Origin of the sequence: Thioclava dalianensis (assembly GCF_000715505.1) — a bacterium.
Lineage (GTDB): Bacteria > Pseudomonadota > Alphaproteobacteria > Rhodobacterales > Rhodobacteraceae > Thioclava > Thioclava dalianensis.
This window is the reverse complement of record NZ_JHEH01000009.1, coordinates 42901-69619: the sequence shown is the minus strand read 5'-3', so window position 1 is coordinate 69619 and position 26719 is coordinate 42901. Positions and strand designations below refer to the sequence as shown.

The following is a 26719-nucleotide window of genomic DNA, read 5'->3' as shown; positions in this document are numbered from 1 at the left end:
GATGCGCTTTCTCCGGCTTGCCGCCTTGCTGGCACTCTCGCTCACCCTCGCCCTGCCCGCCCGCGCAGGCGAGGTCACCATCTTTGCTGCAGCCTCGATGAAGACCGCGCTCGATCAGATCGCGCAGATCTGGCAGGCGCGCACCGGGGATGTGGCCCATGTCTCCTATGCAGGCTCCGGGGCGCTGGCGCGCCAGATCACGGCAGGCGCGCCCGCCGATATCTTTATTTCGGCCAATCCCGGCTGGATGGAAAGCGTCGCCAAGACCGGGCAGATCAAGCAGCAGACCGATCTTCTGGCCAATTCGCTCGTGCTGATCGCGCATGATCCCAAGGCCGGACCGGTCGAGATCTCGGATCACTTGGATCTCAAGGGGCTGCTCAAGGGCGGCAAGCTGGCGATGGCGCTCGTCAACTCCGTCCCGGCGGGCGAATATGGCAAGGCGGCGCTGAGCCATTACGGCTTGTGGCGCGGGATCGAACCCGATGTCGCGCAGGCCGATAACGTGCGCGCGACCCTGCAGCTCGTGGCGCTTGGCGCGGCCCCTTACGGGATCACCTATGCAAGCGATGCGGTGGCCGAGCCGCGCGTCCATGTCGTGGCAAAGTTCGCCCCCGACAGCCACCCGCCAATCCGCTATCCCGCAGCCCTTTTGACACAGACCCCCACCGCAAAAGCCTTCTTTGCAGAGCTGCGCAGCCCGGAGGCCACCCGGATCTTCAAGGCCCAAGGGTTCAAGCCGCTGCAATGAACTGGCTCTCCCCGTCAGATTGGCAAGCGGTCGCGCTGTCGCTGAAGGTCGCGGGGCTTGCGACCGCGCTGTCGCTGCCCTTCGGGATCGCGATTGCCTATGTGCTGGCGCGCGCGCAGTTTCCGGGCAAGCAATGGCTCAACGCGCTGGTCCATGTTCCGCTGATCCTGCCGCCGGTGGTGACGGGCTATCTGTTGCTGATGGCCTTCGCGCCAAACGGCCCCTTGGGCGCGGTGCTCGCGCGGATCGGCATTCGGCTCGCCTTTGACTGGAAAGGCGCCGCCCTGGCCGCAGCCGTCATGGCCTTCCCGCTGATGGTGCGCGCGATCCGGCTTGCGATCGAAGCCGTGGACCCAAAGCTTGAAGCCGCCGCAAGCACGCTTGGCGCCTCGCGCCCATGGGTTTTCGTGACCGTGACCCTGCCGCTGATCGTGCCGGGCATTCTGGCAGGCACCATCACCGCTTTCGCCAAGGCGATGGGGGAGTTTGGCGCGACGATCACCTTTGTCTCCAACATTCCCGGTCAGACCCAGACCCTGCCGCTCGCGATCTATAGCGAGCTACAGGTGCCCGGCGGCGAGACCGCCGCGATCCGGCTCGTGGTGATCTCGGTGACACTCGCAATCGGCGCGCTCCTTCTGTCGGAGGCGCTGGCGCGACGGGTCGCGGCCCGGATCGCCGGGCGGGAGGCGTGATGCTGGAAATCGCGCTCAAACACGCCTTTGCGGGCTTTACGCTGGATCTCGAGATCCGCGCGCCGGGCGGCATCACGGCGCTGTTCGGCCCCTCGGGCGCAGGCAAAAGCACGGTGGTCAATGCAGTGGCTGGGCTGCTGCGCCCCGATCAAGGCCGCATCGCAGTCGACGGGACGGTGCTGTTCGATGCCGCAGCGCGCACGGCCCTGCCCCCGCATCGCCGCCGCATCGGCTATGTCTTTCAAGATGCGCGCCTCTTTCCCCATCTCAACGTGCGCGCCAACCTGACCTATGGGACGCGCTTTGCCCCGCACGGCCCCGGTGCGATCAGCTTTGACGATGCGGTCGCCATGCTCGGGCTGGGTGCGCTGCTGGAGCGCAGCCCCGCAGCGCTCTCAGGCGGTGAGGCGGCACGGGTGGCGCTGGGGCGCGCGCTGCTGAGCAAACCGCGCCTGCTCTTGCTCGACGAGCCGCTGGCGGCCCTCGATGCGGCGCGCAAAGCCGAGATCCTGCCCTATTTCGAAATGCTGCGCGACGCGGTCAAACTGCCCATCCTCTATGTCAGCCACGCCCCCGCCGAGATCGCGCGTCTGGCCAATTCCGTGGCCTTGATCGAGGCCGGGCGGCTCCGCGCCTTCGGCCCGGCCGATGACGTCCTGACCGATCCCGCGGTGGCCGGGCATTTCGGTGGCGATGCCGCAGGTGCGCTGATCTCGGGGCACCTGAGCGCGCAGGAAAGCGACGGGCTGGCCCGGATCGACACGGCGGGCGGCCCGCTCTATGTGCAGGCTCCCGATGTCGCGGTCGGGCAAAGCTTGCGCCTGCGCCTGACGGCCAGCGATGTCACCCTGGCCCTCGCCCCGCCCCAGCAGGTCTCGGCGCTCAATATCCTGCGGGTCTCCATCGCCCGGATTGGACCCGCACAAGGCCCGGGCCGCTTCGTCCAGCTTGCCATGGGTGAGGACCGCTTTCTCGCCCGGGTGACCAGCCGCTCGGCCACAGCGCTCGATCTGCGACCGGGGCTGAACTGCTACGCGATGATCAAGACCGTCTCTGTGGCGCGCGACGCGCTGGGTCTGTGAGGCCGCGCAAAAGCGGGGGCTCTGCCCCCCGCGCGTGCCGCGCGCCCCCCGAGGTATTTGCCCCAAGATGAAAGAGCTGGGCTTCCTCTTGATCCAAATATCCCGGGGGTGAGACCGCAGGCCGAGGGGGCAGAGCCCCCGAACTCTGATCATGAAAAAGGGCGACCCGAGGGCCGCCCTTTGATCTGTGCTGTGAGAGTTGGAGCTCAGTTCGAGCCGTCCATGCCCTTCATGCCGGGCATTGAGGTTGCCGCGTTGCCCATGTCGTCGGTCATATGCATCGACTGATGCGACATGTCGCCCATGCCCATCCGGCTGGCCAGATTGGCGAGCACCCAGACCGTCCCGGCCGCCATCAAGACGATGATCAGGAAGGTGAAGAGCACCAGATAGAGGTCAGGACGTGCCTCACGCGAGAGATCGAGGTGCATGAAGGCCCAGAACTGGGTCACGACCTGCGCGATGCCGAGGATGCCGATCGTGCTCCAGGCGATGCCCGGAAACAGACCACCGGCGACCACGACGACGCTGATCAGCGTCAGCACGACCGAAAGGGCAAACCCCCAGACATAGCGGGCCATGTCCTGTTTGTACTCGGCGCTATCCATACCGAGGTTAGACGAAACCGCACTCATGACAGCACCCCCATCAGGTAGATTTTCGTGAACAGGGCGATCCAGACGATATCCAGCATGTGCCAGAACAGGCCCAGGCGCATCAGGCGCGACTTGACCAAATCGCTATAGCCCATGGTCTTCATCTGAACGATCAGCAAGATGCCCCAGATGATGCCCGAGGTCACGTGCAGGCCGTGCAGACCCACCAGCGAGTAATAGGCAGTCAGGAAGCCCGAGACTTGCGGCGTGTTCCCCTCGCTCCAGAATTCGTGGAATTCGTAGAGTTCGATGCCGAGGAAGATCGCGCCGAAGATCAGCGTGATTACCAGCCACTTGATCGTGCGCTCCATCGAGGCGCCGTATTTCATGCCCAGCGTGCAGATCCCGAAGGTGAAGGTCGAGATCAGCAGCGACATTGTCTCGATGGTCGGCAGCCCGAGCGAGAACAGCTCATGCGGGCTGGGACCGTTCGCGATACCATGCCATTCGGCATCGGCATAGGTTGCGAGGAACAGCGAGAAGGCGATGAGGTCGGACATCAGGAAGATCCAGAAGCCGAAGATCACCGTCCCCGTTTTGTCGTGACCGTGGGACGAACCTGCCCCGTGGTCGCTGGGGGCTGCTGCCCCCAGATTGGTTGCGGTCGCACTCATACTGCTTCCTCCATGTCCATGATCAAGCCACGGTTCTTAGACGTAAATTCGTCATCAAGGCTGACCTTCGGGGTCGTCTCGACCACATGTTTATGACGCTCATAATCGGCACGCAGTTCCTGCGCCGAGATATGATGCTCCCAATCGGTGTTGTAGGAGCGCACGAGCACGAGCACCCACATGCCGACCCAGCACAGCGCTGCCAGCCACCACATTTGGAAGATCATCCCGAACGCGCCGACCGTTGCGACCATCGCGACCCAGAACCCCATACCGGTGTTCTTCGGCAGTTCGATATCGACGAACTCGGTGGGTTCCATCACCCGCAGGCCACTGGCCTTTGCGTCGACCCAGGGCTCACGCGAGGTGATGTGCGGGATCGTGGTGAAGTCATGCTCGGGCACCGGGCAGCCCAGCGACCATTCGAGGCCACGGCCATCCCAGGGATCGCCCGCCGGAACCATCAGGTCTTCGCGGTTTTTCACCGAGACATACATCTGGATGACTTGGCAGGTCAGACCAGCCAGCACCGTCAGCGCCCCGATCATCGAGATGATCAGCCAAGGCATATAGGCGGGGTCGGTGAAGAAGGCCATCCGGCGCGGGGCGCCCATCAGGCCGATTGCGTAGAGCGGCATGAAGGTCAGGTAGAACCCGATCATCCAGCACCAGAAGCTGCGCACGCCCCATTTCTCGTCGAGACGGAAGCCGAAGCAGAGCGGGAACCAGTAGTTGATGCCCGCGAACATCCCAAACAGCAGACCGGGGATCAGCATGTTGTGGAAGTGTGCCACGAGGAACAGCGAGTTATGGGCGGCAAACGAGATCACCGGGTTGGCCAGCATCACACCGGTGATACCACCGATCACGAAGGTGAACATGAAGCCCGCCGAGAACAGCATCGCCGTCGAGAAGCGCAGCTTGCCGCGCCACATCGTGAGCATCCAGTTATAAACCTTCACGCCCGTGGGCACGCCGATCGTAATCGTGGCAATCCCGAAGATCGCGTTGAGATGCGCCGTCTGACCCATCGTGAAGAAGTGGTGCACCCAAACCGTGAAGGACAGCACCGCAATCGCGATGGTGGCCCAGACGAGCGAGGTGTAGCCATAGAGCTTCTTGCCCGAGAACGTCGGGATCACGTGGCTGAACACACCGAAAGCCGGCAGGATCAGGATGTAGACTTCCGGGTGACCGAACAGCCAGAACAGGTTGGCGAAGTTCATCATGTTGCCGCCGGCATCGGCGGTGAAGAAGTGGAAGCCCGCATGGCGGTCGAGCGCCAGCATCAGCGAGCAGACCGCAAGCGGCATCATCGCGAAGATCATCAGGATCGCCGTGCACAGGGTAGTCCATGCAAAGATCGGCATCTTCATCAGCGTCATGCCCGGGGCACGTTGCTTGTAGATCGTGACGGCGAAGTTGATGCCCGACAGCGTGGTGCCGATACCGGTCAGCATCAGCGACCAGATCCAGTAATCCACACCTTCATTGGGCGATAGCTGCGCGCCGGTATAGGGCGGATAGGCCGTCCAGCCACCGGTCTCGAACTTGCCGATCACCAGCGAGGCCATCACAAGCGCCGCACCACCGACCGAAAGCCACAGCGAGATCGCGTTCATGAAGGGGAACTCCATGTCGCGCGCCCCGATCTGGAGCGGCATGACGACGTTGATCAGACCGATCAGCAGCGGCATCGCGACGAAGAAGATCATGATCGTGCCGTGGGTCGAGAACAGCTCGGCATGGTGTTCGACAGACAGGAAGCCCGGTGCGGGCGCGACCTGTTGGGCGCGCATCACAACAGCTTCGAGGACGCCACGGATCAGCATGATCGCGGCCAGAACGATGTAGATCACACCGATTTTCTTGTGGTCGAGCGAGGTGATCCACTCTTTGTAGAGCGGCTTCCACCAGCCTTTGACGGTGAGCAGCACCAGCACTGCGAGCGCGCCAAGCACGACGATCCCGCCTGCGCCAGCCGCAATGGCCGTCGACGTCGATGGTTCCTTGAACCACGGAACGATAAAGATATCGTCCCAGTTGAGACTACCAAGAATACTCATTGCGCATCCCCTTGGGGTTTATTTTGTGAAAGATGCAGCTCGCTGTGGATGGCTTCATCGATCGATTTCTGCTCGGGGTCGTGGTCGTCGAGGATCGCAGCCCCGCCATTCGTGACCATCGAGGGGTCCATCGACGCCTTGTCCCACCAGCCTTTGGGCGGCGCATCAAAAATCTGCGGTCCGTTCCAGGTCGCGACTTTCTTGAACTCGGTCAGAAGGTCGTTCCAGGGCTGACGCGGCGATTGCAGGAAGGATTCGTAATCCTGCTTGCTCACGACATCGACTTCGAACTTGTCGAGCGGGAAGGCCGCACCGTTGAACTGGCTGTTAAAGCCTTCAAGCTTCGCCAGATCGCCGGTCGTCATGTTCATTTTGGTTTGCATACCGGGCATTGCGTAGATCTGACCGGCCAGACGCGGGATCCAGAAGCTCTGCATTGCGCCCGCAGCCGTGATGTCGAACTCAACCGGGGTATGCTGCGGCAGAACGACCTTGTTCACCGTGGCCATCTTGCCGGGATAAATGAACATCCATTTCCACTCGGAACCGACCACCTGCACTTTGATCGGGTTCGCCCCGGTATGCTTATAGGGATCTTCGCCGATCGTGTTGATCCAGATAAGAACGCCGAGCAAGATAACCGTGAGTGTGGAGCCGCCCCAGATCAACGTCTCGGCCATCGTCGAGTGCGACCAGTTCGGGCGATATGCCCCCTTCCCACCCTTGCGGCGATACTTGATGCAGATCCACGGCAGGCCGATCAGGATCGGCAGACACACCGGAAGCATCCACAGGAAGAACCAGATCATATGCGACTTTTCAGCCGCGGCGATCGGGCCGCTTGGCGTCATGACCCCGTTTTCAGCGCAGCCCGACAGCCACAGGGCAGCAACCGCGAAACTCGCGGGAAGCGCCATGCGGCGAGACCGCTGATACACTTTTTCAAACACTACGGAATACCTTTCTATCCCCAATCCTGCTGCGCGACGGGACCAAAAGGCCCGCGCGCGATATGACGCCACCTAGTGCAGCGTCTTGGAGGTCAAACGAAAGTGCCAAATTGTCGCAGCTATCGCCGGAACCCGATGAAAAGACAGAAAAAATCCGATCACGTGATCGCGACAGCACGAAAAAATGTCAACAAATTCAGTCACGACCCCTTGTAAGGAGCGCCGAGAATACAGGGGATTTCACATCTTCTCTCTGTCTTGTGAACAGCACGTGAACGCCGCGTGATGGCGGACGGGTCGTAAGATGTCTTTTGACATAGTGAAACGCGAGACCCGGGTTCCGAGTCTCGTGTCATATCTGGCGAGGGCATGGGCTCAAAGCCCTGCGACCGCGCGCAATTGTGGCAGCGACGGGATATGGACGAAGCCGCGTTCGATCCGAAACAGCTTGCGATCGCGCAGCCGTCTTAGCGTCTTGTTGGTGTGAACGAGTGAGAGCCCCAGCGCATCGGCGAGGACCTGCTGAGGAAATGGGAACGGCGCCGCACCGCGCGTCAGCAAATCTGCCTGCAATGCGCGCTGATAGGCGTGATGCACGAACCACGAGATCCCCTCGATGGCATTGCGCTGACCGGTCGTGGCCAGCCATTGCGCCAGCAGGTCGTTCTCATAGGCCAGCAGCCACATCATGTCCTCGCGCGTGCGGCGATCTTCCATCCGCTCGGCATCGAGATGCCCCAGACGCATCGGAGTGGCGGCCTCGGCAACGCTCTGGCGCGCGAAAGACAGCCCTGCCCCAAGCCCCAGCACGTCGCCCGGATAGATCAGCCCCTCAATCTGGCGCCGTCCGTTCTCCAGCAGGCAATATCGCAGCCCGATGCCTTTGGAGACCAGTGACAGCGCCGCTGATTCTCTCGAACACGTCACGGTCGCACCGGACGAGAACGACTGTTCATGCGTGATAATACTGGTCAAATAACTCAGATCGGGCCGCTGCTCGAAGTTTCTCACTCTGCCGTTAACCGTTTTTTCATTTCGGATTGGGGCAGATGAACCGCAAAGCGCAAAACCGCGCTACGTCATAGACTAAACCATGTCGCTTTTTTCCGAAATTTCCGCCTCGATTAGCGGAAATCCATTCCGTCAGACACAGCTACAGGTAGATCCGCTTGCGGATGTGGGTCTCATCGACGAGCCCTACTTTCGCCAGTGCCGCGCGGTCCGGCAGGGACAAAAGTCCGTCACGCCAGATCACAAGGTTTTCCGTGCGCAGACGCGACAAGGTCTTGTTGGTATGCACGAGCGACAGCCCCAGCGCATCCGCAAGATCCTGCTGGCGTACCGGGAACGGCATGAATCCGTCACGTACCAGCCCCGACTGCGCACCGCGATCCCAAAGCGAGACGAAAGCCCAAGCCAAGCTCTCACGCGCCGAGCGCTGGCCCACGGCCACCAGAGCCTCGCCAAGAAAATGCTCCTCGCGCGCAACCTGCCAGGTCAGCATGAAAGCGCGCTCGGGCATTTGCGAGAACATCTGCCAGATCTGGTTGCGATCAAAGACGCACAGCGTCACTGGGCTGAGGGTTTCGACCGTATGGGCCGTCTCGCCCAGCATGATCGGCTCCAGCCCGATCAGATCGCCCGGAAACAGGAAGTTGAGCACCTGCCTGCGCCCGTCCTCCAGCGTCTTGTAGCGCAGCGCCTGCCCTTCCAGCAACGTGAAGAAGCGCTGAGGGTTCGTCCCCTCGTCAAGAATCGTGCGCCCGGCATCGACCTGCAATTCGCCGACACGATGCAGCTTCACGACATCGCGCTCGTCCTGCGTCGACGGCGTGAAGCCGTCACTTTCCGAAAAGGGGCAAATGTCGCATCTACGCGCCATGTCTCATCCTCACATTACGTCAATTCACCAACGCCAGCCGCGAGGAGCGGGTTCCCTGCCTAAAAACGAGGCAGTTCCGCCGCGAAAAGCTCGATTCTCCTCCAGGTTGCAAAATGCAATGAGCGGAATATCGCAATCTCTCAATGTCGTGATCGATTAAATGACTTTCCGGGCCCGGGCATGTCATAGTTAAATGACAGTGGCTGTGCGATCGGCAGTTTAGTATAAAGACGTGGCGTCGATTGGACCTGCGCTTTGCTGCTTTTGGGGGAAATGGAATGCTGCGTTCCTGCGTTTCGACGCCACTCTTCGGACTTGTCGACCGGTGCTCTCCAGCATCGAGAGGTGTATAGATGGGAAGATGCGACCCCAACACGCCTTCCGCACAGGTTGCGCGCCTTGAGGGGACAGCGCTGGTCCTCGAAGATGCCTTGATCGTGGCCTATGATGCCGCCGCGATGCTTTCGGAAATGGGGATCTCGAAGGTCGAGATCTGCGGCACCTTGGCCGAATCTCTGGCGCTTCTTGACGGTGGGCTTATCCCCTCGGTGGCGCTACTCGACATCGATCTGGGTGGAGAGACCTCGCTTGAGGCCGCTCTTGTTCTGTCCAAACTGCAGGTGCCGATCATCTATTCGACCGGCTATGACGCGGTCGAGGGGGCGATTGCCGATTTCCCGAGCGGGATCATGTTGAACAAGCCTTATACCGCCGAGGATATGTCCCGCGCACTGGCCCGGATGGGTCTGTTCGAAAGCGCCCTTTAAGCCAGATTAGCGCCCCGTTGATCCTCGGGCTCAGCCCCTCTCTGCCCCGCCCGCAGCGGGTCCGTACCCATAGCCGTAGCCATATTCCGTGCTGGAGAACCGGGCCTTGTTGACGACGACGCCCATCACATTGGTGCGCTCGGCCAGCTCACGCTCGCACAGATCGATCTCCTTGATCGGCGTCTCTTCAGCGGCAACGATGATCAGCATGCAATCGACATGGGAGGCCAAGGCCAGCGTGTCATCGCTGACCAGCACCGGCGCTGTGTCAAACACGATCAGATCGGGCTGATAGAGCGCTTCGATCCGATCCAGCGCCTGCGGTGTGGTATGGGATTGGATCAACTCTGAGGGATTGGCCACATGTCGGCAATTGGTCGCAATTGCAAGGTTATTGCCATAGCGGCGCGCGTGATCGCTTAACTCGGCGCGTCCCGCCAGCACTTCGCTGACCTGCATTTGGTCTTCGAATTGCAGCATTTTATACAGCGAGGGGCGGCGCATATCGCTACCGATCAGAATGGTGAACAGCTCTTCCTGACGCCCCAGTGAGAAAGCAAGATTCAGCGCCACCGTCGATTTCCCGCACGACGCCGAGGGCGAGGTGACGGCCAGACGCCGCCAGCCATTGGCCCGCATCTGCTGCAAGATCTTGGTGCGCATCAGATCGAAGGGCGCGGCATCGGCGCGCAGATCGGTGGTCACGACGCGCACGGCTTCAAGCTGGCGCTGCGCAGGCACCCAAGGGGTCAGAGCTTGCCAAGCGGCCCCCGAGAAGCCCGAGCGCGGGGATATCGCATCCACACTGGGCCCGCGGGTGCCGGGCAGGCTGCGGCCCTCGCGGCTGGCACGCGCCTGAGCAATCGCATTGCGCAATCTCTCCACCATGGCAGAGCCTCCCTTTAGAAGATCAGATCAATGGGCATGTACAACACGCCCAGCAAAATCACGAAGACAAACACAACGACCACCACAGCCCCCGACGACATCAGCCTCTGCCGCCGCCGCTGCGCCTTGTCGGCCGCGGTATAGACATAAGGCAGCGTCGCGAAGGGCGTGATCCCCAGTTTAGCCGTCAAATCCTCGGGGCGGCGCAGGCCCGGCTTGAGCAGTTCGCGCACCAAGATCAGCACCAGCCCCAGCACAAAGCCCGCCCCGAGCCCCGCCACTGCAATCGTCTTGCGATTGGGCTTCACTGGCTCATTGGGCGCCACAGCTTGCTCGATCACGGTGAGACGTTCCCCCTTGGAGAGCGACTCGATCGTATCACCAGTTTGAGCCACAGCGCGAGATTTGATCGCCCGATCATATTGCTCGCGCAGGTTGTCCTGATCGCGCTGCATCGCATCGAGCGAAGCAGCATTGGCAGGGATGCGCGACAGGTCGAGATGGATCTGTTCGACCTTTTCCTTCGTGGCCATGGTTTGCGCTTCGGCCTCGAAAATCTCGTCTTCAATCTGACGCAGCCGCTGATCAAACGCATCCGCGCCCGCAGGCATCTTCACCTTAAGCGCCTTGGTTGCACTCTCGATCTGGGCGCTCAGCGCGGCGAGCTTGGCATCTTCCTCCGGCACCACAGCCTGCAAGGCAGCGCGCTGTGCCTTCAGCCGCGCCAGCTCGCGCAGCGGCGGCGGATAGATCGCATCGAGATCCACCTTCGCGCCCGACACTTCATGACGCCGGATCAACCGGTCGCGCTGCCCCTCAAGATCCGAGACCTTCGCGGCGAGCTGTGCCTGTTCGTCCTGCAGCCGGTCCGCCTGATCGCGCAGCAGCGACAAGCGCTCGGGCAGCGCCGCGCCGTTTTCCTGCTTGAAACGCAAGATCGCGGCGGCTGATTTCGAGAGCTGATCCGAAAGCCGGTCGACCTCACGCGAGAAGAAATCGAGCGTATCGCGCGCCGCCTTCGTGCGAATGTCGCTGTCTTCTTTCAGCACGCGCGTCACCAGTTCATTGGCAACCTGCGCGGCTTGGTCGGGCTGTCCTGCAAGAAAGGAGATGTTGAGAAAGATCGCCTCTTTGTCGCGGTTGCTGCTGGTTTTCTGGCTCGAGATCGTGATGTCGATATCATGGGTGAGCGCAGTATAGACCGCATCGGCATCGCGCGCGCCCGAGGGCAGGCGCAAAGTCGGATACAGCGACATCCGCTTGGCCATATCCAGCAGGCTATCGCGCGAGAGCACCCGCTTGCGGATCACCTGCAATTTGGCGTTGGTATCGGTCTGCACCGTGCTTGAGGCAAGCTGGTCGGGGATGCTGTCACCCTCCACCACCAAAAGCGCATCGGCCTTGTAGATCGGCGTCATCGTACGCCCGATCAAAAGCCCCGCCGCAGCCCCAAGGAAGGTCAGAAAGATCAGCCAGTGCAGGCGCTGCATTAAGATCCCGCCGTAATATTGCAGGTTGCGCATCACGCCCCTCCCGCACGACCAGATCGGAACGCGCCCTCTGCCGCGACCGCACGCGGTCGCCCCTGCGTCTCAACAGGAAGGTAGAACACGTTGTCTTCAATCACTTTTTCGATAATTTCACCCGTCACTTCCTGAGATCCGGCAGAATAGGCATAGACGAGCCCCAGATCGCAGAGCTGGTTCATCAGGCGCGGGATGCCACCAGTATAGCCATGCACCTTGCGCGCAGCCTCGGGCGTGAAGATCGGGCAGCTCGCCCCCGCCACTTCCAGCCGCCGCGCGATATAGGGCTCGGCGCAATCCGGCCCGATCGGGCCAAGATGGAACCCTGCCCCCACCCTTTGCGCGAATTGGCGCAGATGCGGCTGGGAGATCAGATCGCGCAGCTCGGGCTGCCCCATAAGCACAAGCTGCACCAGCTCATCCTTATCAGCATTGATGTTCGTGATCATGCGCAGCTCTTCGAGCACGCCCGCGTCGAGGTTTTGCGCCTCGTCGATCACCACCACGACACGCCGCCCGGCGGCATATTCCGCGATCAGCAATTGCTGAAACCGGTCATAGATCGTGACGTAATCCTCGCCCGGCACGACGCGCTCCCCCAGTGCCAGCATGATCCAGCGGATCAGATCCTCGCGCGAGCCGCGCGCATTGGACACAAGCGCAATCGTGACGTTCTCGGTCATCGTGGCCATCAGATGGCGCAGCAAAGTCGTCTTGCCCGCCCCGACCTCGCCTGTGATCAAAGTGATCGGCGCGCGCGAGAACAGCCCGTATTCGAGCATCGTCGCCGCGTGCTTATGCTCGGGCGACCAGTAGATAAAATCAGGATCCGGCAGCAGCGCAAAGGGCCGCCCGCTCAATCCGAAAAAGTCGGTGTAAATCTCATCCATGCCTGTATCCGGGCCTTTGGCCTCGTTCTTTGTCGCCCCCACTGAACCGCACTATCTCCGTTTTCGCAACAAATCCCTGCGCATCGCGCGCGACATGCGGCGTTTTGGTCGCGTTTTTTACGCAACAGCGCGCCACCAACATCAAGCAGCCCAGCCTTTGCCACGAGAATGCCTTCATTGAGCGGCACCCCTGTGTCTAAAGTGTCGCAAACGCCGTGCAGAGCGTGACATGACGGAATCGAGGCGAGGGGCAGATGCCACGACAACTTGGGATGAAACCTGTGATGCTGGCGCTCTGCGTCGGGATCGCACTGGCAGGATGCAAATCCAAAGAAGAGAAAGCCGAGGAATATTACACCTCCGCCATGGCACTTGTGGCCAAGGGCGATGTGCCGCGCGCGATGGTCGAGCTGCGCAATGTCTTCGAATATGACGGCGCGCATCAGGCGGCGCGGCGCGAATATGCCGATCTTTTGCTGGCCTCTGGGCGCATTCAAGAAGCTTATAGCCAATATCTGCGCCTCTCCGAGCAATATCCCGACCTCGTAGCCCCGCATCGCATTCTGGCCGAACTCTCGCTGCGCTCGGGCAATCTTGAGGCGGCGCGCCGCCAGATGAACGACACGCTCGAACTCAAGCCCGGCGATCCGGGCGCGCAGGCCATCGGGCTGGCCTTGCGCTTGCACGAAGCACTCGCGCGCGGGGACGCATCTGCCTATGGCCCGATTGCGCAAAAAGCCCGCGCGCTGGTGACAAGCGATCCGGGCATCCCGACCGGCTGGCATGTTCTGATCGATGCGCTCAACGCGCAGGACCAAAAGCCGCAGGCGCTCGACGCCATCGACGCCGCGCTGGCACAGAACCCCGTGCAGTACCGCCTTCAGGTGATGCGGCTGAACCTGCTCAGCGCGCTTGGCAAGCAAGATGAGATCGGCGCGCAGCTCAAGGTGATGCAAAAGCTGTTCCCCGATGACGAGAAGACCCGCAGCGCCTTGGTCGCATGGTACGTGCTGCGCGACGACCCGGACGGAGCCACGCGCTATCTGCAAAGCCTTTCGGCCGAGCAGAACAAGGACGCACAGGGCTATGTCGAGCTGGTCCAGATGCTGGCCGAGCATCAGGGCCCGGCGGCCGCCGCCCGCGAGCTGGATGCGCTGATCGCGCAGAACCCGGGCACGCATGAGGGGCGGATGTTTGGCGCGATGCGGGCCGATCTCGATTTCAACGCGGGCCGCGTTGCCGAGGCGATAGCGCGGATGAAGGCCCTTTTGCAGGACGCCCCCGCAGGCGAGCAGACCGACCGCCTGCGCGTGAGCTATGCCCGGATGCTCGACGGCGCGGGCCAGCGCAAGGCCGCGCAGAGCCAGCTTGATGCCGCGCTCGCCTCCGATCCCGATCTGGTGCCTGCGCTCCGGCTTCACGCAAAATGGCTGATCGAGCAGGATGAGCCGGATGCGGCCCTCGTGGCCTTGCGCCGCGCCTTGCAACAGGCCCCGCAAGATCCAGAGGCGCTGAGCCTGATGGCCCAAGCCGATCTGCGTCAGGGCGCTCCTGATCTGGCGGCAAACCGCCTGTCGCAGGCCTATGAAGCGTCCAATCACGGCCCGATGCAGGCCCGCAGCTATGTCGATTTCCTGATGGAGCATGACCGCAAAAGCGCCGCCCGCGCGCTGCTGGCCAACGCGATTCAGCATAATCCGGACGATCCGGGCCTCCTGCACCGTCAGGCCGATCTGGCGCTGGCCGAGAATGACTGGGTGCAGGCCCAGCGCATCGCCAACCATCTTGAGACGCTGCCGCAGCCCGAAGCGCATGGGCTCGCACAGGGCATTCGCGCCGCGATCCTGCTGGGTCGAGGCCAAAGCGATGCGGCCATCGACACGCTCAAATCGCTCGCCGATACCTCGCGCGATACCCGGGCCATCGCTGCGGTCGTGCAGGCCCAACTTGCCGCGGGCAATCCCGATGCCGCGCGCAGCTATCTTGCGCAAAAGCTTGCAGCCACCCCGCAGGATCGCGGGCTGCGCCTGCTATCGGCCAATCTCGCAGCGCTCAATGGCGACACGCAGACCGCGCGCGACGAGCTGCGCGCGCTTTGGAGCGAGCAGCCCGCTCAAAGCGCCCCTGCCCGCCAGCTCTACCGCCTGCTGGCCGCCAGCGGCGACGATGCCGCAGCCCGTGAGGTCGCCGACAAGACGCTGGCCGCCCAAGGCGCCACGCCGGACCCTCTCTTGATGCTCTACAAGGCCCGCTCGCAGGAAAGGTCAGGCGATATCGACGGGGCCATCGCGACCTATGAGACGCTCTATCAGCGCAACTCAGACAATCCCGTGCTGGCCAATAATCTCGCAAGCCTGCTGGCCCAGCATCGCGATGATACCGCGAGCCTCAAGCGCGCCGAGAGCATCGCGCAGCGTTTCCGCGAAAGCCCCGAGCCTGCCTTCAAGGACACCTATGGCTGGGCCGAATATCGGCTTGGCAATTACGACAGCGCCCTGCCCCTGCTGGCGGCCGCCGCAGCCGGGCTGCCCGATAATCCGGTCGCGCAATATCACTACGCGCTGGCGCTTGAGGCCACGGGCGATCTGCCGGGGGCGACCAAGGCGCTCGATCATGCGATTGCCTTGGCGGGCAATGCGCTGCCCGAGGGCATGACCGACGCCAAGGCCCGCCGGGAGGCCCTTGCGGCCAAGACACGAGGACAATAGGCCACAGGAAGAGCACCTATCCCCGTAAGATCCGGGTTTTCCCTTTGGAGCAAATCGGTTGCAGGGTAATGTTGACGTCACACGCCACGCCAGATGGCCCAGATGTGAGAGCCGTGATGAGTAGTGCAAGCACCAATCTGCGCGCCACGCGCGGGCTGCCGCTGGGCCCGGTCGGGCTTGTGGCCTTGGTGCTGGTATGCCTGCCATTCTTCACCATGGGGCTCGACAGCCTGGCCGCCGCATGGTCCACGCCGGAATATAGCCACGGCCCGATTATCCCGCTGATATCGCTTTACCTTTTCGCCCGAGAGCTGCGCCACGCCCCGCCCCTCCCAGCCGCGCCCGCACGGCGCTGGCCGGGCCTTGCATTGGTGCTGGGCGCGTTAGCGCTGGCAGCGTTTGGATCTGTTGCCGCGATCCCTGATATCGTCACCTATGCGCTGATCATCTGGATCATGGGGCTGGTCTTGCTGGTGATGGGCTGGCAGGCGGGCGCGCGGCACTGGAAGCCGGTGCTGCACCTCATCTTCATGCTGCCGCTTCCGCAGATCCTCTACTGGAAGCTCACCATCGCGCTTCAGCTGATCTCGTCGCAGCTGGGCGTGGCGCTGGTGCGCGCCTTTGACATCCCGGTCTTTCTGGATGGCAATGTGATCGATCTGGGCGTCTACAAACTGCAAGTGGCCGAGGCCTGCTCTGGGCTGCGCTACCTCTTCCCGATCCTGAGCTTTTCCTATCTGTTCGGCATCCTCTATCGCGGACCGTTCTGGCATAAGGTGGTGCTGTTTGCGATGGCAGCCCCGCTGACCATCGCGCTCAACTCGCTGCGCATCGGCGTGGTGGCGCTCTTGGTGAACAGCTACGGGATTTCGCAGGCCGAAGGGTTCTTGCATGTCTTCGAGGGCTGGGTGATTTTCGGCGTGGCCATCGCGCTTTTGAGCCTCACCGCCATTGCCCTGCAACGCCTGACCCCCGATCCCAAGCCGCTGGCCGAGGCGCTTGATCTCGATTATCGGCGCTTTGTGCCGGAGCTGCAGCGGCTTGGACGCATCGCACCCTCGCGGGCCATGGTGCTGGCGCTCGGTCTTTGCGGGCTTGCCAGCGCGGTCTATCTGGCGCTCCCGCATAACGGCGCATCCCTACCCGAGCGGCAGAGCTTTGCCCAATTCCCAAAAGAGATCGACGGCCGACAGGCCCGGTTTCTTACCCTCGACCCCGAGACGGCCGCCGTGCTCGATGCCAGCGACTACCTCAACGCCGTCTACAGCACGCCCGGTGGCGCGCCGGCGGTGAACTTGTTCGTGGCGTGGTATGCCGATCAGACGGGCGGCGCGGGCATCCATTCCCCAGAGGTCTGCCTGCCGATGGGCGGCTGGGAGGTGAGCCAGTTCGGCCAGCATCGCCTCGCCCTGCCCGACCGCACAGCCTTTGAGGTCAATCGCGCGGTGATCAGCAAGGGCCTGAGCCGTCAGCTCGTCTATTACTGGTTCGATGAGCGCGGCACCCCCATGACAAGCGACTGGCGCGCAAAACTCTCGGTGATCGTGGATAGTGTGATGCGCGGACGCAGCGACGGGGCCTTGGTGCGCTATGTCACGCCGATTGATCCCAACGAAAAGATCGCCACCGCAGATGCCAGACTGACCCGATTCATCAGCCAAAGTCTGCCCCGGCTGCGCCCCTATATCCCGGACTGACCGCTCAGATCACGAGCCGACCTGCAGCGTCCCCTCCCAGCAATGCGGGATCGCGTAGCGCGTATCGAACACCATCGGACAGCTTTGCGCCTGCCGCATCGCACGATCAATCATTGCATCGGCGCGCGCGGGCGTAAGCCCAATGGCCAGCGCATGCGCCACCGGATCATAGGGGCTTGGATCATAGGTGCTCACCGCCTGTTGCGCGCCAATCTGCGGATCGACGGGGGGCAACTCGCGTAGATCCCCGGCAAGCACCGGCCCCGCCAGTGCCACCGAGAGCGTATAAGCACTCGCCGCCTGCATGATTTTTCCAAACATCGCCATGCCAGCCCCCAAGCCGGATCGGGCCGCCTTGAACCGTCAAGACGTCGCCGCTCCATTTGTGGCGCAATTGAGGCCGCATACAACTGCAAATGCGTTTTAATTTGGTTAAATCGTCGCAAATGCGGAAACAATCCGCAGCAACCAGCCTGGATTAGCGCCCCATCTTGGAAAACAGCCGCTCATAGGCCGCCAGAAGCTGCGCCGAAGAGTAATCCCAAGCCAGCGCATCCAGCACCCGCGCACGCCCCTTGAGCCCCATCTCGCGCGCCACTTCAGGTGCCTCGATCAAAGCCGCGATCTGTTTTGCGAAATCGCGCGGATCATTGGGCGTGGCATAGCGCGCGGCCTCCCCGGCAGAGGCGCGGCCTTCGGTGAGGTCGAACTGCACCAACGGCTTCTCCAAGGTCATGTATTCCATCACCTTGTTCATCGTGGAGATGTCATTCATCGCGTTTTTCGGATCGGGCGCGACGCCGATATCAATCGCGTTCATCGCCGCCAGCATATCCTCGCCGTAAAGCGCGCCGGTGAAGGTGACGTGATCGTCCAACCCCTTGGCCGTCACATCGGCCTTGACCACCGGCACTTCGGGACCGAAGCCCACGATCACCAGATGCACATCGCGATGACCCAGATCGAGCACGAGACAGCGCAACGCCTCGACCAGCAGATCCATCCCCTCTTGCTGGCCGATCACCCCGATATAGCCCAGCACGGTGCGCGCGCCGCGCCGATAGCCGGGATCGCCCGGACCGGGCAGAAAGCTCTCGACCCGCGGAGCCGAACGCACGACGAAGACATCCTCGGGTGCCATGCCCCCCCGGGAAACCGCGATGCGCCGAAAGCTCTCATTGGTGGCCATTGAGACCGAGGCGCAGGCGAAGGTGATCCGCTCCCAAAGTCGCATCACGCCCCAAAGGAGCCCCTTCTTGCCGAATTTCGCCTCGAACAGCTCGGGGCAGACATCGTGATGATCAAACATGTAGCGCACGCCCGCGAGACGGTAGCGCAGCGCCAACAGCCAGATCAGATCGGGCGGATTGCAGCCTTGGATCACGTCAAATCCGCGCTCGCGCCGCACCACCGCGGCCAGTCGGAACCAGTGCCGGATCGCATGGGCATATTCGCGCGCATAGGCCACCGCGCCCGAATGCGCCTCGGGCGGTGCGGGATGGCGATAGATATGGATGCCCTCGATCTCCTCATAGGGCGCATCCCATCCCCGTCCCATCGGACAGATCACCGAAACCTGATAGCCTGCGGAGGCCAGCGTCGTGGCCTCCAGCCAGACCCGCCGATCAAGCGGAACAGGCAGATTTTCCACCACAATAAGTATCGACCTGTTCATCACATCCGCCCCATCCGTTGCAGCGGTTTGTTGCCCAGCCTGCGCCGACCCCCTTCCGCTTTGTTCCTGTCACGGTTATGTCGCCAAAAGACGCGGGAATCCAGCCCGGCAAAACGGATCCAGCCTCATATGTTTCGTACGCTGATCAACAAGTTGACCCGCCCTGACGCGCCGCCCGCCGGGCCGCGCATTCCGCGCCCGCTCTCTCCGGTCTGCGTGATCGGGGACGTGCATGGCCGCGCGGACCTGCTTGAGAGCATGCTCGAGCGGATCGGTGCCGAGCCAGAGGCCGAGCATTGCCGGGTGATCACCGTGGGCGACATGGTTGATCGTGGCCCCGACAGCGCACGGGTCTTGCAGACCCTGCAGTCAGCCCAGCACGCCTATCCCGAGCAGATGATCTGCCTGTTGGGCAATCACGAGCGGATGATGCTCGATTTCCTGATCGACCCGAATGCCCATACGCTGCGCTGGCTCAAGGTCGGCGGGGCTGCCACGCTGCGCAGCTTTGGGATTGCGCCGCCCGAGACGCTGGAGCTGAACGCCGAGCAGCTCGACGCGCTGCGCATGCAGCTGGCCAATGCGATTGGCCCTGACCTGCTGAACTGGGTCGACACACGGCCGCTGATCTGGAGCGAGGCCGATCTGGCCGTCACCCATGCCGGGGCCGATCCGTTCCATCCCATCGAGCGGCAAAATCCCGATGCGCTGCTTTGGGGGCACCCGCGCTTTGGCACAGCCTCGCGGCGCGACGGGATCTGGGTCGCCCATGGCCACTGGGTCGTGGCCGAGCCCTTTGTCGATCACGGTCGGATCGCGATTGACACGGGCGCGTATAAAAGCGGTCGTCTGTCGGCCGCATGGTTCGACCGCAACGGGCTGAAATTCCTTACCATTCGCGGCTAGGTGCCTCTGCCACCGGCATCCGATCCGGGCGATGCAAACGCCCCTCCCTGCAATGAGGAAAAGCGCCCCAGTCAGGGGCGCTTTGTCGTTCGAGAAGGGGGCATCTTGCGCGATGGCGACAAGGTGGGTTTCACTTGCCGGTTTGCCGGAACACCACCGCCACAGTCATGAAGCACAGCGCGATATCGGTCAGCAGCGACATCCGGGCGTAGTAGCGCTCATCGAAGCGGACCCGGTCCACAAAGGCGGTCGAGGAGCGTCCCAGCACCTGCCACAGCCCGGTGATCCCCGGACGCATCCGGTAATAGGCATGCCCCATCGCCCCGCGGTAGCTGTCTTCTTGGCCCAGCAGGAAGGGGCGCGGCCCCACGATGCTCATCGAGCCAAAGAGCACGTTGAAGAATTGCGGCAGCTCATCGAGGCTCGAGCGGCGCAGGAAAGCCCCCAGCCGGGTCACGCGGGGATCATGGGCAAGCTTCTGGTTGACCTCCCATTCGCGCGCCGTCTCAGGGCAGCTCTCCAGCAGACGCGCCAGCGCCTCCTCGGCATCAACCACCATCGTGCGCAGCTTCCACATCCGGAAGACCCGCCCGTCGCGCCCGATCCGGTCTTGAAAGAAGAAGGCAGGCCCGCCATCGAGCCGCACCAGACAGGCCAGCAGCGCGATGATCGGCAGCAGGATCGGCATCACCGCCAGAACCACGAGAATATCAAACAGACGCTTGCCCGCCGCCCGGTAGGGCGCGACCTGCGAGACGGGGGCCCCGGCGGGCGTGTCCAAAGTGATGTTGGTCGTGAACTCGGTCATTTCGTGATCCCTCGAAATCTGCCTTCGGTGGGCGTTCTCCTCCCGCCCTTCAGGGATCGTTAATGCTAATGAATTCGTCCGTTTCCGTGACCAAACCGGTCTATTCCCGGGGCTTATTCGCGTTCAAAATCGTCAAGAAAAACGTCCAGTTAAAGGCAGCTCGCCACAAACAGGACATAAATCAACAATGTAGATCAATTAGGGGGAGAGTGACCGAAAAATGGCCTCGCAGGGTGCAGACCCAATCGGCGCAGCGCTTACGCTCAGAAGCGGCCCAAGAAGATTCCACCTGAAGTTGATCAACTCTGGATTACGCGCGCGTGAACGCCGAGTGCATCACGTAGTCCTTGCGCGGGCCGCGCACCTGCCATTGTGCACGCCACGCAGGCCAATCCGAGAAATCATAGTCCACTGTATAGCTGTCAGGGTCGCACCAGTGAGCGGCCCGGGGCGTTGCGAGATCAAACCGATGGAACGGTCGGCCATCTTCGAAGCTCACCGCGATCCCGCCCGCCTCGGCATGCCAGCGATAGCGACGCTCGGCCTGCATCGTATAGCCACCTGGCAAGACCAGCACCCCGGTCTCGCAATAAAGAAGCCCCGGGGATTGCGGCGTGAAGACCGCCTGCCCGGAGAATTGCGCATGCGTGCCATCTGCGTGGGAAATCGTGCGGGTAAGGTCCCAATCTCCCAGAAAATCCGACAATTCCATTCACGCCTCTCCTTGCCCCAAAGGCAGGTGCAGTCTAACAAGCCAGCCGAACCTCCTGCAATCGAAAGGCTCCGCCCATGATCCCGCGCTATGCCCGTAAAGAGATGGTCGACATCTGGGAACCCGCCACCAAATTCAAGATCTGGTACGAGATCGAGGCGCATGCCTGTGACGCAATGGCCGAGCTGGGCGTGATCCCCAAGGAAAACGCACAGGCCGTCTGGAAGGCGAAAGATGTCGAGTTCGACGTCGCCCGCATTGACGAGATCGAAGCCGTGACCAAGCATGACGTGATCGCGTTCCTGACCCATCTGGCCGAGCATGTGGGCTCGGATGAGGCGCGGTTTGTCCATCAGGGCATGACCAGCTCGGACGTGCTCGACACCTGCCTCAATGTCCAGCTCGTGCGCGCCGCAGATATTCTGCTGGCCGATATGGACAAGCTGCTCGCGGCGCTGAAAAAGCGCGCGCTTGAGCATAAGGACACGGTGCGGGTCGGCCGCAGCCACGGCATCCATGCCGAACCCACCACGATGGGCCTGACCTTCGCGCGCTTCTATGCCGAGATGGATCGCAACAAGAACCGTCTTGAAAAGGCGAAATGGGAAGTGGCCACCGGCGCAATTTCGGGCGCGGTCGGCACATTTGCCAATATCGATCCTTTCGTCGAAGAGCATGTCTGCGAGAAACTGGGCCTGCGCCCCGAGCCGATCTCGACCCAAGTGATCCCGCGCGACCGCCACGCGATGTTTTTCGCAACGCTGGGCGTCGTGGCCTCCTCGATCGAAAATATCGCGATCGAGATCCGCCACATGCAGCGCACCGAAGTCTTGGAGGGCGCGGAGTTCTTCTCGATGGGCCAGAAGGGCTCTTCGGCCATGCCGCATAAGAAGAACCCGGTGCTGACCGAGAACCTCACCGGCCTCGCCCGTCTTGTGCGTATGACCGTGATCCCCGCGATGGAGAACGTGGCGCTCTGGCATGAACGCGACATCTCGCACAGCTCGGTCGAGCGTGCCATCGGCCCGGATGCGACCGTGACGCTCGATTTCGCGCTCAACCGTCTCGCTGGCGTCGTCGACAAGATGATCATCTACCCGCAGAACATGCTCGACAATATGAACAAGTTCCCGGGTCTGGTGATGTCCCAGCGCGTGCTGCTGGCGCTGACCCAAGCGGGCGTGTCGCGCGAGGAGGCCTATGCGATGGTGCAGCGCAATGCGCTCAAGGTCTGGGAAGAGCGCGTCGATTTCCGCGAGCAGCTGCTGGCCGATGAAGATGTGGTCAACGCGCTTGGCGTGGATGAGATCAATGCCAAGTTCGACATGAGCTATCACACCAAACATGTCGACACGATCTTCAAGCGCGTCTTTGGCGCGTGACCGCCTGCGGCTGCTGGTGATGTGAATTGAAACTGGCTTGAAAGGATGATTCGGTTTACGCTGGGTCATCCAAGCCAAGGGAGATCTCACATGACCAGAACGATCCTTGCTACCGCCCTGCTCGTCCTCGCACCGCTGAGCGCCAGCGCAGAATGCATGGGCAACCATCAGGCCTCCATGTCCTGCCCTCAGGGCCAGACATGGGACAAAGACGCGAAAAACTGCGTTCTTCAGTCGAGCTGAGTGGCAGCGCTAAGCTTGTCTTAACGCGCACCGTGCCAAGATCCCTTTTGACTTCTGGGAATCGGAGGCTTCGGTGAACGCTCTCACGCAGATGAACCGCTCCGGCGCCATGGCTGGCGCTGGAGGCATATCCGGCACGTCGCCATCTGTCCTTTCGCGCAAGCAAAAGGCGGCGATTGTGGTGCGGCTGATGGCCGCCGAGGGGCTCAAGCTGCCCCTGTCAGAGCTGAGCGAAGATCAACAAAGCCAGCTGACCCAAGCCATCGGTCAGCTGCGGCTGATTGATCGCGACACGCTGGCGACGGTTGTGGCCGAGTTTTGCGATGAGCTGGAGGCCGTCGGTCTGGCCTTCCCCGGCGGGCTGGACGGCGCACTGAGCCTGCTGGACGGTCAGATTTCGGCCGCCACCTCGACGCGGCTGCGGCGCTTGGCCTCAAGCGCGTCACGTGCCGACCCGTGGGAACGGATCTCGGGCCTGTCGAGCGAGGTGCTGCTGCCCGTGCTCGAAGAGGAAAGCACCGAGATCGGGGCGGTGATGCTCTCCAAACTCTCGGTTGCGAAGGCGGCGGATCTTCTGGGCAAGCTGCCCGGCGACAAGGCCCGGCGCATCGCCTATGCCGTGTCGCTGACCGGCAATGTCGCCCCCGACACGGTGCAGCGGATCGGTCGGGCGCTGGCCACACAGCTTGACGCCACCCCCGCCAAAGCCTTTGACACCGGCCCGGTGGAGCGTGTGGGCGCGATCCTGAACTATTCCGCCGCGAGCACCCGCGATGCCGTGCTCAAAGGGCTGGAGGAGGACGATGAGGTCTTCGCCGATCAAGTGAAAAAAGCGATCTTCACCTTCGCCAACATCCCCGCCCGCATCGATCCGCGCGACATTCCCAAAGTGCTGCGCAGCGTGGATCAGCCGCGCCTCGTGATCGCGCTGGCCGGTGCCACGGGCGCGCTCGCGCCCTCGGCAGAGTTCATTCTGACCAACATGTCCCAACGCATGGCGCAAAGCCTGCGCGATGAGATGGAAGCATTGGGCAAGGTCAAGGAGAAGGAGGCCGAAGAGGCGATGGGCGAGATTGTGGCGGCAATCCGCGAACTTGAAGCGGCGGGCGAGATTTTCCTTGTGGCCGAAGACGAAGAATAATGCGCGCAACGCCACCAAGCCCGGCACCCTCATGTTAGCGAAAACATGGCATGTTTGCGATAACACATTGATCTAAAATCTTTTCTGCACTTGCATACGATGGTATCCCCGAAACACCACGGATCATTGCGCAGGGGATTTCACCATGACCGTCACCGTCGGAATTAACGGCTTTGGGCGCATCGGGCGCTGCACGCTGGCCCATATTGCCGAAGCCGCGCGCAATGATGTGCAGGTCGTCAAGATCAACGCCACCGGCCCGATCGAGACAAACGCCCATCTGCTCAAATATGACAGCGTGCATGGGCGCTTCGGCGGCAATGTCTCGGTCAACGGCAAGACGCTCGATCTGGGCCGTGGCCCGATCGAAGTGATGTCGAGCTACAATCCGCAAGAGCTGGACTGGGAGGGCGTCGATGTCGTGCTCGAATGCACCGGCAAGTTCAACGCCCGCGACAAGGCAGCGGTTCATCTGGGCCGCGGGGCCAAGCGGGTGCTGATCTCCGCCCCCGCCACCGAGGTCGACAAAACCGTGGTCTATGGCGTCAACCACCGCGATCTGACCCCGGATCATCACGTGGTCTCGAACGGCTCGTGCACCACCAACTGCCTTGCCCCGCTGGCCAAGGTGCTCAATGACACGATCGGCATCGAAGCCGGCGTGATGACCACGATCCACTCTTATACCGGCGACCAGCCGACGCTCGATCGCCGCCACAAGGATCTTTACCGCGCGCGGGCTGCGGCTTTGGCCATGATCCCGACCTCGACGGGGGCTGCCAAAGCACTGGGAGAGGTGCTGCCCGAGCTGCGCGGACGCCTTGATGGCACCTCGCTGCGCGTGCCCACACCCAATGTCTCGGCAGTCGATCTGACCTTTGAAGCGCGCCGCACCGTCACCCGCGACGAGGTGAACGAGATCGTGCGCGAGGCCGCGGCGGGCTATATGGGCATGGTGCTGGGTTACGACCCGGAGCCGAAAGTTTCGATTGACTTCAATCACACGCAGCAATCCTCTATCTTCGCGCCGGACCAGACCAAAGTCGTGGGCAAGCTTGTCCGCGTGCTGGCTTGGTACGATAACGAATGGGGCTTTTCCTGCCGCATGGCCGACGTGGCCGGTGCTATGGGGCGCCTTGTGCACTGACGCGTCCACCCCCGGGGCGCGCGAGAAGGAGGTCGAGTGACCAATCGCATTGCGCTCTGGCTGGCAGCCACAATCGTCCTGCTTGCCCTGGCCGACATCTTTCTGGATGACGGCCGGGTTTTGCTTTTTTTGAGCAAAAAAATCCTCGATCTTGTTCAATATATCGCCTTCTGGCGCTAGCGGCCTATTCTCGAAGGTTGACCTTTCGCCACAAAAGCGTTTGTTAGCGGTAACGGGAATACAGCCCGCGCAGACCTTGCCGGGCTGGCAGCCAAAGGAGAATTGACATGACGGTCAAGGTAGCCATCAACGGATTTGGACGGATCGGGCGCAATGTGCTGCGCGGGATCATCGAATCGGGTCGCACCGATATCGAGGTGATCGCGATCAACGATCTGGGTCCGGTCGAAACCAACGCCCATCTTTTGCAATTTGATAGCGTCCATGGCCGCTTCCCGGTCGAGGTGAAAACCACCGAAGACACGATCGATGCCGGGCGCGGGCCGATCAAGGTCACAGCGATCCGCGACCCCAAGGAACTGCCCTGGGGCGATGTCGATATCGCGTTGGAATGCACGGGCATCTTCACCGCGCGCGACAAGGCAGCCTATCACCTCGAGAACGGCTCCAAGCGCGTGCTGGTCTCTGCGCCCGCAAGCGGCGCGGACAAAACGATCGTGTTCAAGGTCAATGACGACACGCTGACCTCCGAGGATCTGGTCGTCTCGAACGCGTCGTGCACCACGAACTGCCTGAGCCCCGTGGCCAAGGTGCTCAATGATGCGGTTGGGATCTCCAAGGGCTTCATGACCACGATCCACTCCTATACCGGCGATCAGCCGACGCTCGATACGATGCATAAGGATCTGTATCGCGCCCGTGCCGCAGCCCTGAGCATGATCCCGACCTCGACCGGTGCGGCAAAGGCCGTGGGCCTGGTGCTGCCGGAGCTGGCGGGCAAGCTCGATGGTGTGGCGATCCGCGTCCCCACCCCCAATGTCTCGGTCGTGGATCTGGTCTTCGAGGCCGCGCGCGACACCACCGTCGAAGAGATCAACGCCGCGATCCGTGCGGCCGCTGACGGTCCGCTCAAAGGCGTGCTGGGCTATACCGACCGCCCCAACGTCTCGAGCGATTTCAACCACGACCCCCACAGCTCGATCTTCCATATGGATCAGACCAAGGTGATGGAAGGCCGCATGGTCCGCATCCTGAGCTGGTATGACAACGAGTGGGGCTTCTCGAACCGGATGGCCGATACGGCCGTCGCCATGGGTAAGCTGATCTGACCCCACACGGGCGGGGGCTCTGCCCCCAACGGCCAAAACCAAAGGTTTTGATCGTCTCCCCCGGGATATTTGGATCAAAAGGAAGCAGGAACGGGCGGGCTCAGGCGCGCCCGTTTTTTCATGCGTGCTCTCATCCCATCGCACGACAACACGGATCGCAGAGCGCACACAGCGCGCCCCGTAGCCTTGATCCACAGTGAACGAACCGAGCTTTATCGAGGCGCGTTTCGCATTTGAAAGCCAC

At 62.2% G+C, this 26719-nt stretch carries 26 protein-coding genes; 13 read left to right on the top strand and 13 right to left on the bottom strand.

Going from position 1 to position 26719, the window contains the following annotated elements; all coding sequences use genetic code 11:
• Position 1 precedes the first annotated feature (1 nt).
• Genes modA through modC form a run of 3 tightly spaced genes read left to right on the top strand, consistent with a single transcriptional unit; the run spans position 2 to position 2528 of the window.
• Complete coding sequence (gene modA, locus DL1_RS09485; RefSeq protein ID WP_038065328.1) at positions 2-751, top strand: molybdate ABC transporter substrate-binding protein; 750 nt, start codon at positions 2-4, stop codon at positions 749-751.
• A complete protein-coding gene (modB, locus tag DL1_RS09480; protein ID WP_038065326.1) occupies positions 748-1446 on the top strand; it encodes a molybdate ABC transporter permease subunit in 699 nt (232 codons plus the stop codon). The genes modA and modB overlap by 4 nt, the downstream gene beginning before the upstream one ends.
• A complete protein-coding gene (modC, locus tag DL1_RS09475) occupies positions 1443-2528 on the top strand; it encodes a molybdenum ABC transporter ATP-binding protein (protein WP_038065323.1) in 1086 nt (361 codons plus the stop codon). The genes modB and modC overlap by 4 nt, the downstream gene beginning before the upstream one ends.
• A gap of 206 nt (positions 2529-2734) precedes the next feature.
• On the opposite strand, the gene DL1_RS09470 is transcribed toward modC, so the two are convergent.
• The 6 genes from DL1_RS09470 to DL1_RS09445 all read right to left on the bottom strand — a co-directional run bounded on the left by DL1_RS09470 (position 2735) and on the right by DL1_RS09445 (position 8696).
• Positions 2735-3163: a cytochrome o ubiquinol oxidase subunit IV gene (locus DL1_RS09470; RefSeq protein ID WP_081856308.1), complete on the bottom strand. Its 429-nt coding sequence runs from the start codon at positions 3161-3163 to the stop codon at positions 2735-2737.
• On the bottom strand, positions 3160-3798 hold the full coding sequence (locus DL1_RS09465) for a cytochrome c oxidase subunit 3 (RefSeq protein ID WP_074854893.1): 639 nt from the start codon (positions 3796-3798) through the stop codon (positions 3160-3162). Before DL1_RS09465 ends, DL1_RS09470 begins: the two co-directional genes overlap by 4 nt.
• Complete coding sequence (locus DL1_RS09460) at positions 3795-5864, bottom strand: cbb3-type cytochrome c oxidase subunit I (RefSeq protein WP_074854891.1); 2070 nt, start codon at positions 5862-5864, stop codon at positions 3795-3797. Before DL1_RS09460 ends, DL1_RS09465 begins: the two co-directional genes overlap by 4 nt.
• Complete coding sequence (locus DL1_RS09455) at positions 5861-6781, bottom strand: cytochrome ubiquinol oxidase subunit II family protein (RefSeq protein WP_051693447.1); 921 nt, start codon at positions 6779-6781, stop codon at positions 5861-5863. Before DL1_RS09455 ends, DL1_RS09460 begins: the two co-directional genes overlap by 4 nt.
• Positions 6782-7189: 408 nt before the next feature.
• Complete coding sequence (locus tag DL1_RS09450; RefSeq protein ID WP_156022728.1) at positions 7190-7789, bottom strand: Crp/Fnr family transcriptional regulator; 600 nt, start codon at positions 7787-7789, stop codon at positions 7190-7192.
• Between the two features lie 178 nt (positions 7790-7967).
• Positions 7968-8696, bottom strand: coding sequence for a Crp/Fnr family transcriptional regulator (locus tag DL1_RS09445; protein WP_038065321.1), 729 nt, complete (start codon positions 8694-8696; stop codon positions 7968-7970).
• A gap of 353 nt (positions 8697-9049) precedes the next feature.
• Between DL1_RS09445 and DL1_RS09440 the strand changes: the two genes are divergently transcribed.
• A complete protein-coding gene (locus DL1_RS09440) occupies positions 9050-9463 on the top strand; it encodes a response regulator (RefSeq protein WP_038065319.1) in 414 nt (137 codons plus the stop codon).
• 30 nt (positions 9464-9493) lie between these two features.
• Here the strand turns inward: DL1_RS09440 and DL1_RS09435 are convergent, their stop codons facing one another.
• The 3 genes from DL1_RS09435 to DL1_RS09425 are packed head-to-tail and all read right to left on the bottom strand — an operon-like array spanning position 9494 to position 12767.
• On the bottom strand, positions 9494-10351 hold the full coding sequence (locus tag DL1_RS09435; protein ID WP_051693445.1) for a CpsD/CapB family tyrosine-protein kinase: 858 nt from the start codon (positions 10349-10351) through the stop codon (positions 9494-9496).
• 14 nt (positions 10352-10365) lie between these two features.
• On the bottom strand, positions 10366-11874 hold the full coding sequence (locus DL1_RS09430; RefSeq protein ID WP_038065315.1) for a GumC family protein: 1509 nt from the start codon (positions 11872-11874) through the stop codon (positions 10366-10368).
• A complete protein-coding gene (locus tag DL1_RS09425) occupies positions 11874-12767 on the bottom strand; it encodes an ExeA family protein (RefSeq protein WP_038065312.1) in 894 nt (297 codons plus the stop codon). Before DL1_RS09425 ends, DL1_RS09430 begins: the two co-directional genes overlap by 1 nt.
• A 254-nt stretch (positions 12768-13021) precedes the next feature.
• Here DL1_RS09425 and DL1_RS09420 point away from each other — a divergent pair, with 254 nt between their 5' ends.
• Positions 13022-15475, top strand: coding sequence for a tetratricopeptide repeat protein (locus DL1_RS09420; protein ID WP_143081657.1), 2454 nt, complete (start codon positions 13022-13024; stop codon positions 15473-15475).
• Between the two features lie 116 nt (positions 15476-15591).
• Entirely contained in the window at positions 15592-17172 is a 1581-nt protein-coding gene (gene xrtD / locus DL1_RS09415; RefSeq protein ID WP_038065308.1) for a VPLPA-CTERM-specific exosortase XrtD, read from the top strand.
• Positions 17173-17181: 9 nt separating this feature from the next.
• Here xrtD and DL1_RS09410 read toward each other — a convergent pair whose 3' ends face one another.
• Both DL1_RS09410 and DL1_RS09405 read right to left on the bottom strand, forming a co-directional pair.
• Positions 17182-17499, bottom strand: coding sequence for a hypothetical protein (locus tag DL1_RS09410; protein WP_038065306.1), 318 nt, complete (start codon positions 17497-17499; stop codon positions 17182-17184).
• A gap of 151 nt (positions 17500-17650) precedes the next feature.
• The gene (locus DL1_RS09405) at positions 17651-18847 is read right to left on the bottom strand and encodes a glycosyltransferase family 4 protein (protein WP_038065300.1); all 1197 of its coding nucleotides are present in this window, start codon (positions 18845-18847) and stop codon (positions 17651-17653) included.
• Positions 18848-18976: 129 nt separating this feature from the next.
• Between DL1_RS09405 and DL1_RS09400 the strand changes: the two genes are divergently transcribed.
• Positions 18977-19753 carry a metallophosphoesterase family protein gene (locus DL1_RS09400; RefSeq protein WP_038065297.1) on the top strand — a complete coding sequence of 259 codons (777 nt, stop codon included), beginning with the start codon at positions 18977-18979 and terminating at the stop codon, positions 19751-19753.
• A 130-nt stretch (positions 19754-19883) separates the two neighbouring features.
• Here DL1_RS09400 and DL1_RS09395 read toward each other — a convergent pair whose 3' ends face one another.
• Both DL1_RS09395 and DL1_RS09390 read right to left on the bottom strand, forming a co-directional pair.
• Positions 19884-20561 carry a sugar transferase gene (locus DL1_RS09395; protein WP_074854889.1) on the bottom strand — a complete coding sequence of 226 codons (678 nt, stop codon included), beginning with the start codon at positions 20559-20561 and terminating at the stop codon, positions 19884-19886.
• 310 nt (positions 20562-20871) lie between these two features.
• Entirely contained in the window at positions 20872-21273 is a 402-nt protein-coding gene (locus DL1_RS09390) for a DUF6314 family protein (protein ID WP_038065294.1), read from the bottom strand.
• A 77-nt stretch (positions 21274-21350) separates the two neighbouring features.
• Here DL1_RS09390 and purB point away from each other — a divergent pair, with 77 nt between their 5' ends.
• From purB to gap (DL1_RS09365), 6 genes are all read left to right on the top strand, one after another.
• The gene (purB, locus tag DL1_RS09385; protein ID WP_038065292.1) at positions 21351-22655 is read left to right on the top strand and encodes an adenylosuccinate lyase; all 1305 of its coding nucleotides are present in this window, start codon (positions 21351-21353) and stop codon (positions 22653-22655) included.
• Positions 22656-22745: 90 nt separating this feature from the next.
• Positions 22746-22898 carry a chitin-binding domain-containing protein gene (locus tag DL1_RS21575; RefSeq protein ID WP_156022727.1) on the top strand — a complete coding sequence of 51 codons (153 nt, stop codon included), beginning with the start codon at positions 22746-22748 and terminating at the stop codon, positions 22896-22898.
• A 91-nt stretch (positions 22899-22989) separates the two neighbouring features.
• Complete coding sequence (locus tag DL1_RS09380; RefSeq protein ID WP_038065465.1) at positions 22990-24039, top strand: flagellar motor switch protein FliG; 1050 nt, start codon at positions 22990-22992, stop codon at positions 24037-24039.
• Positions 24040-24184: 145 nt separating this feature from the next.
• Positions 24185-25186: a type I glyceraldehyde-3-phosphate dehydrogenase gene (gap, locus tag DL1_RS09375; RefSeq protein ID WP_038065289.1), complete on the top strand. Its 1002-nt coding sequence runs from the start codon at positions 24185-24187 to the stop codon at positions 25184-25186.
• Between the two features lie 36 nt (positions 25187-25222).
• Positions 25223-25366, top strand: coding sequence for a hypothetical protein (locus tag DL1_RS21885; RefSeq protein WP_038065287.1), 144 nt, complete (start codon positions 25223-25225; stop codon positions 25364-25366).
• Between the two features lie 107 nt (positions 25367-25473).
• Positions 25474-26475, top strand: coding sequence for a type I glyceraldehyde-3-phosphate dehydrogenase (gene gap / locus DL1_RS09365; RefSeq protein ID WP_038065285.1), 1002 nt, complete (start codon positions 25474-25476; stop codon positions 26473-26475).
• Positions 26476-26719 lie beyond the last annotated feature (244 nt).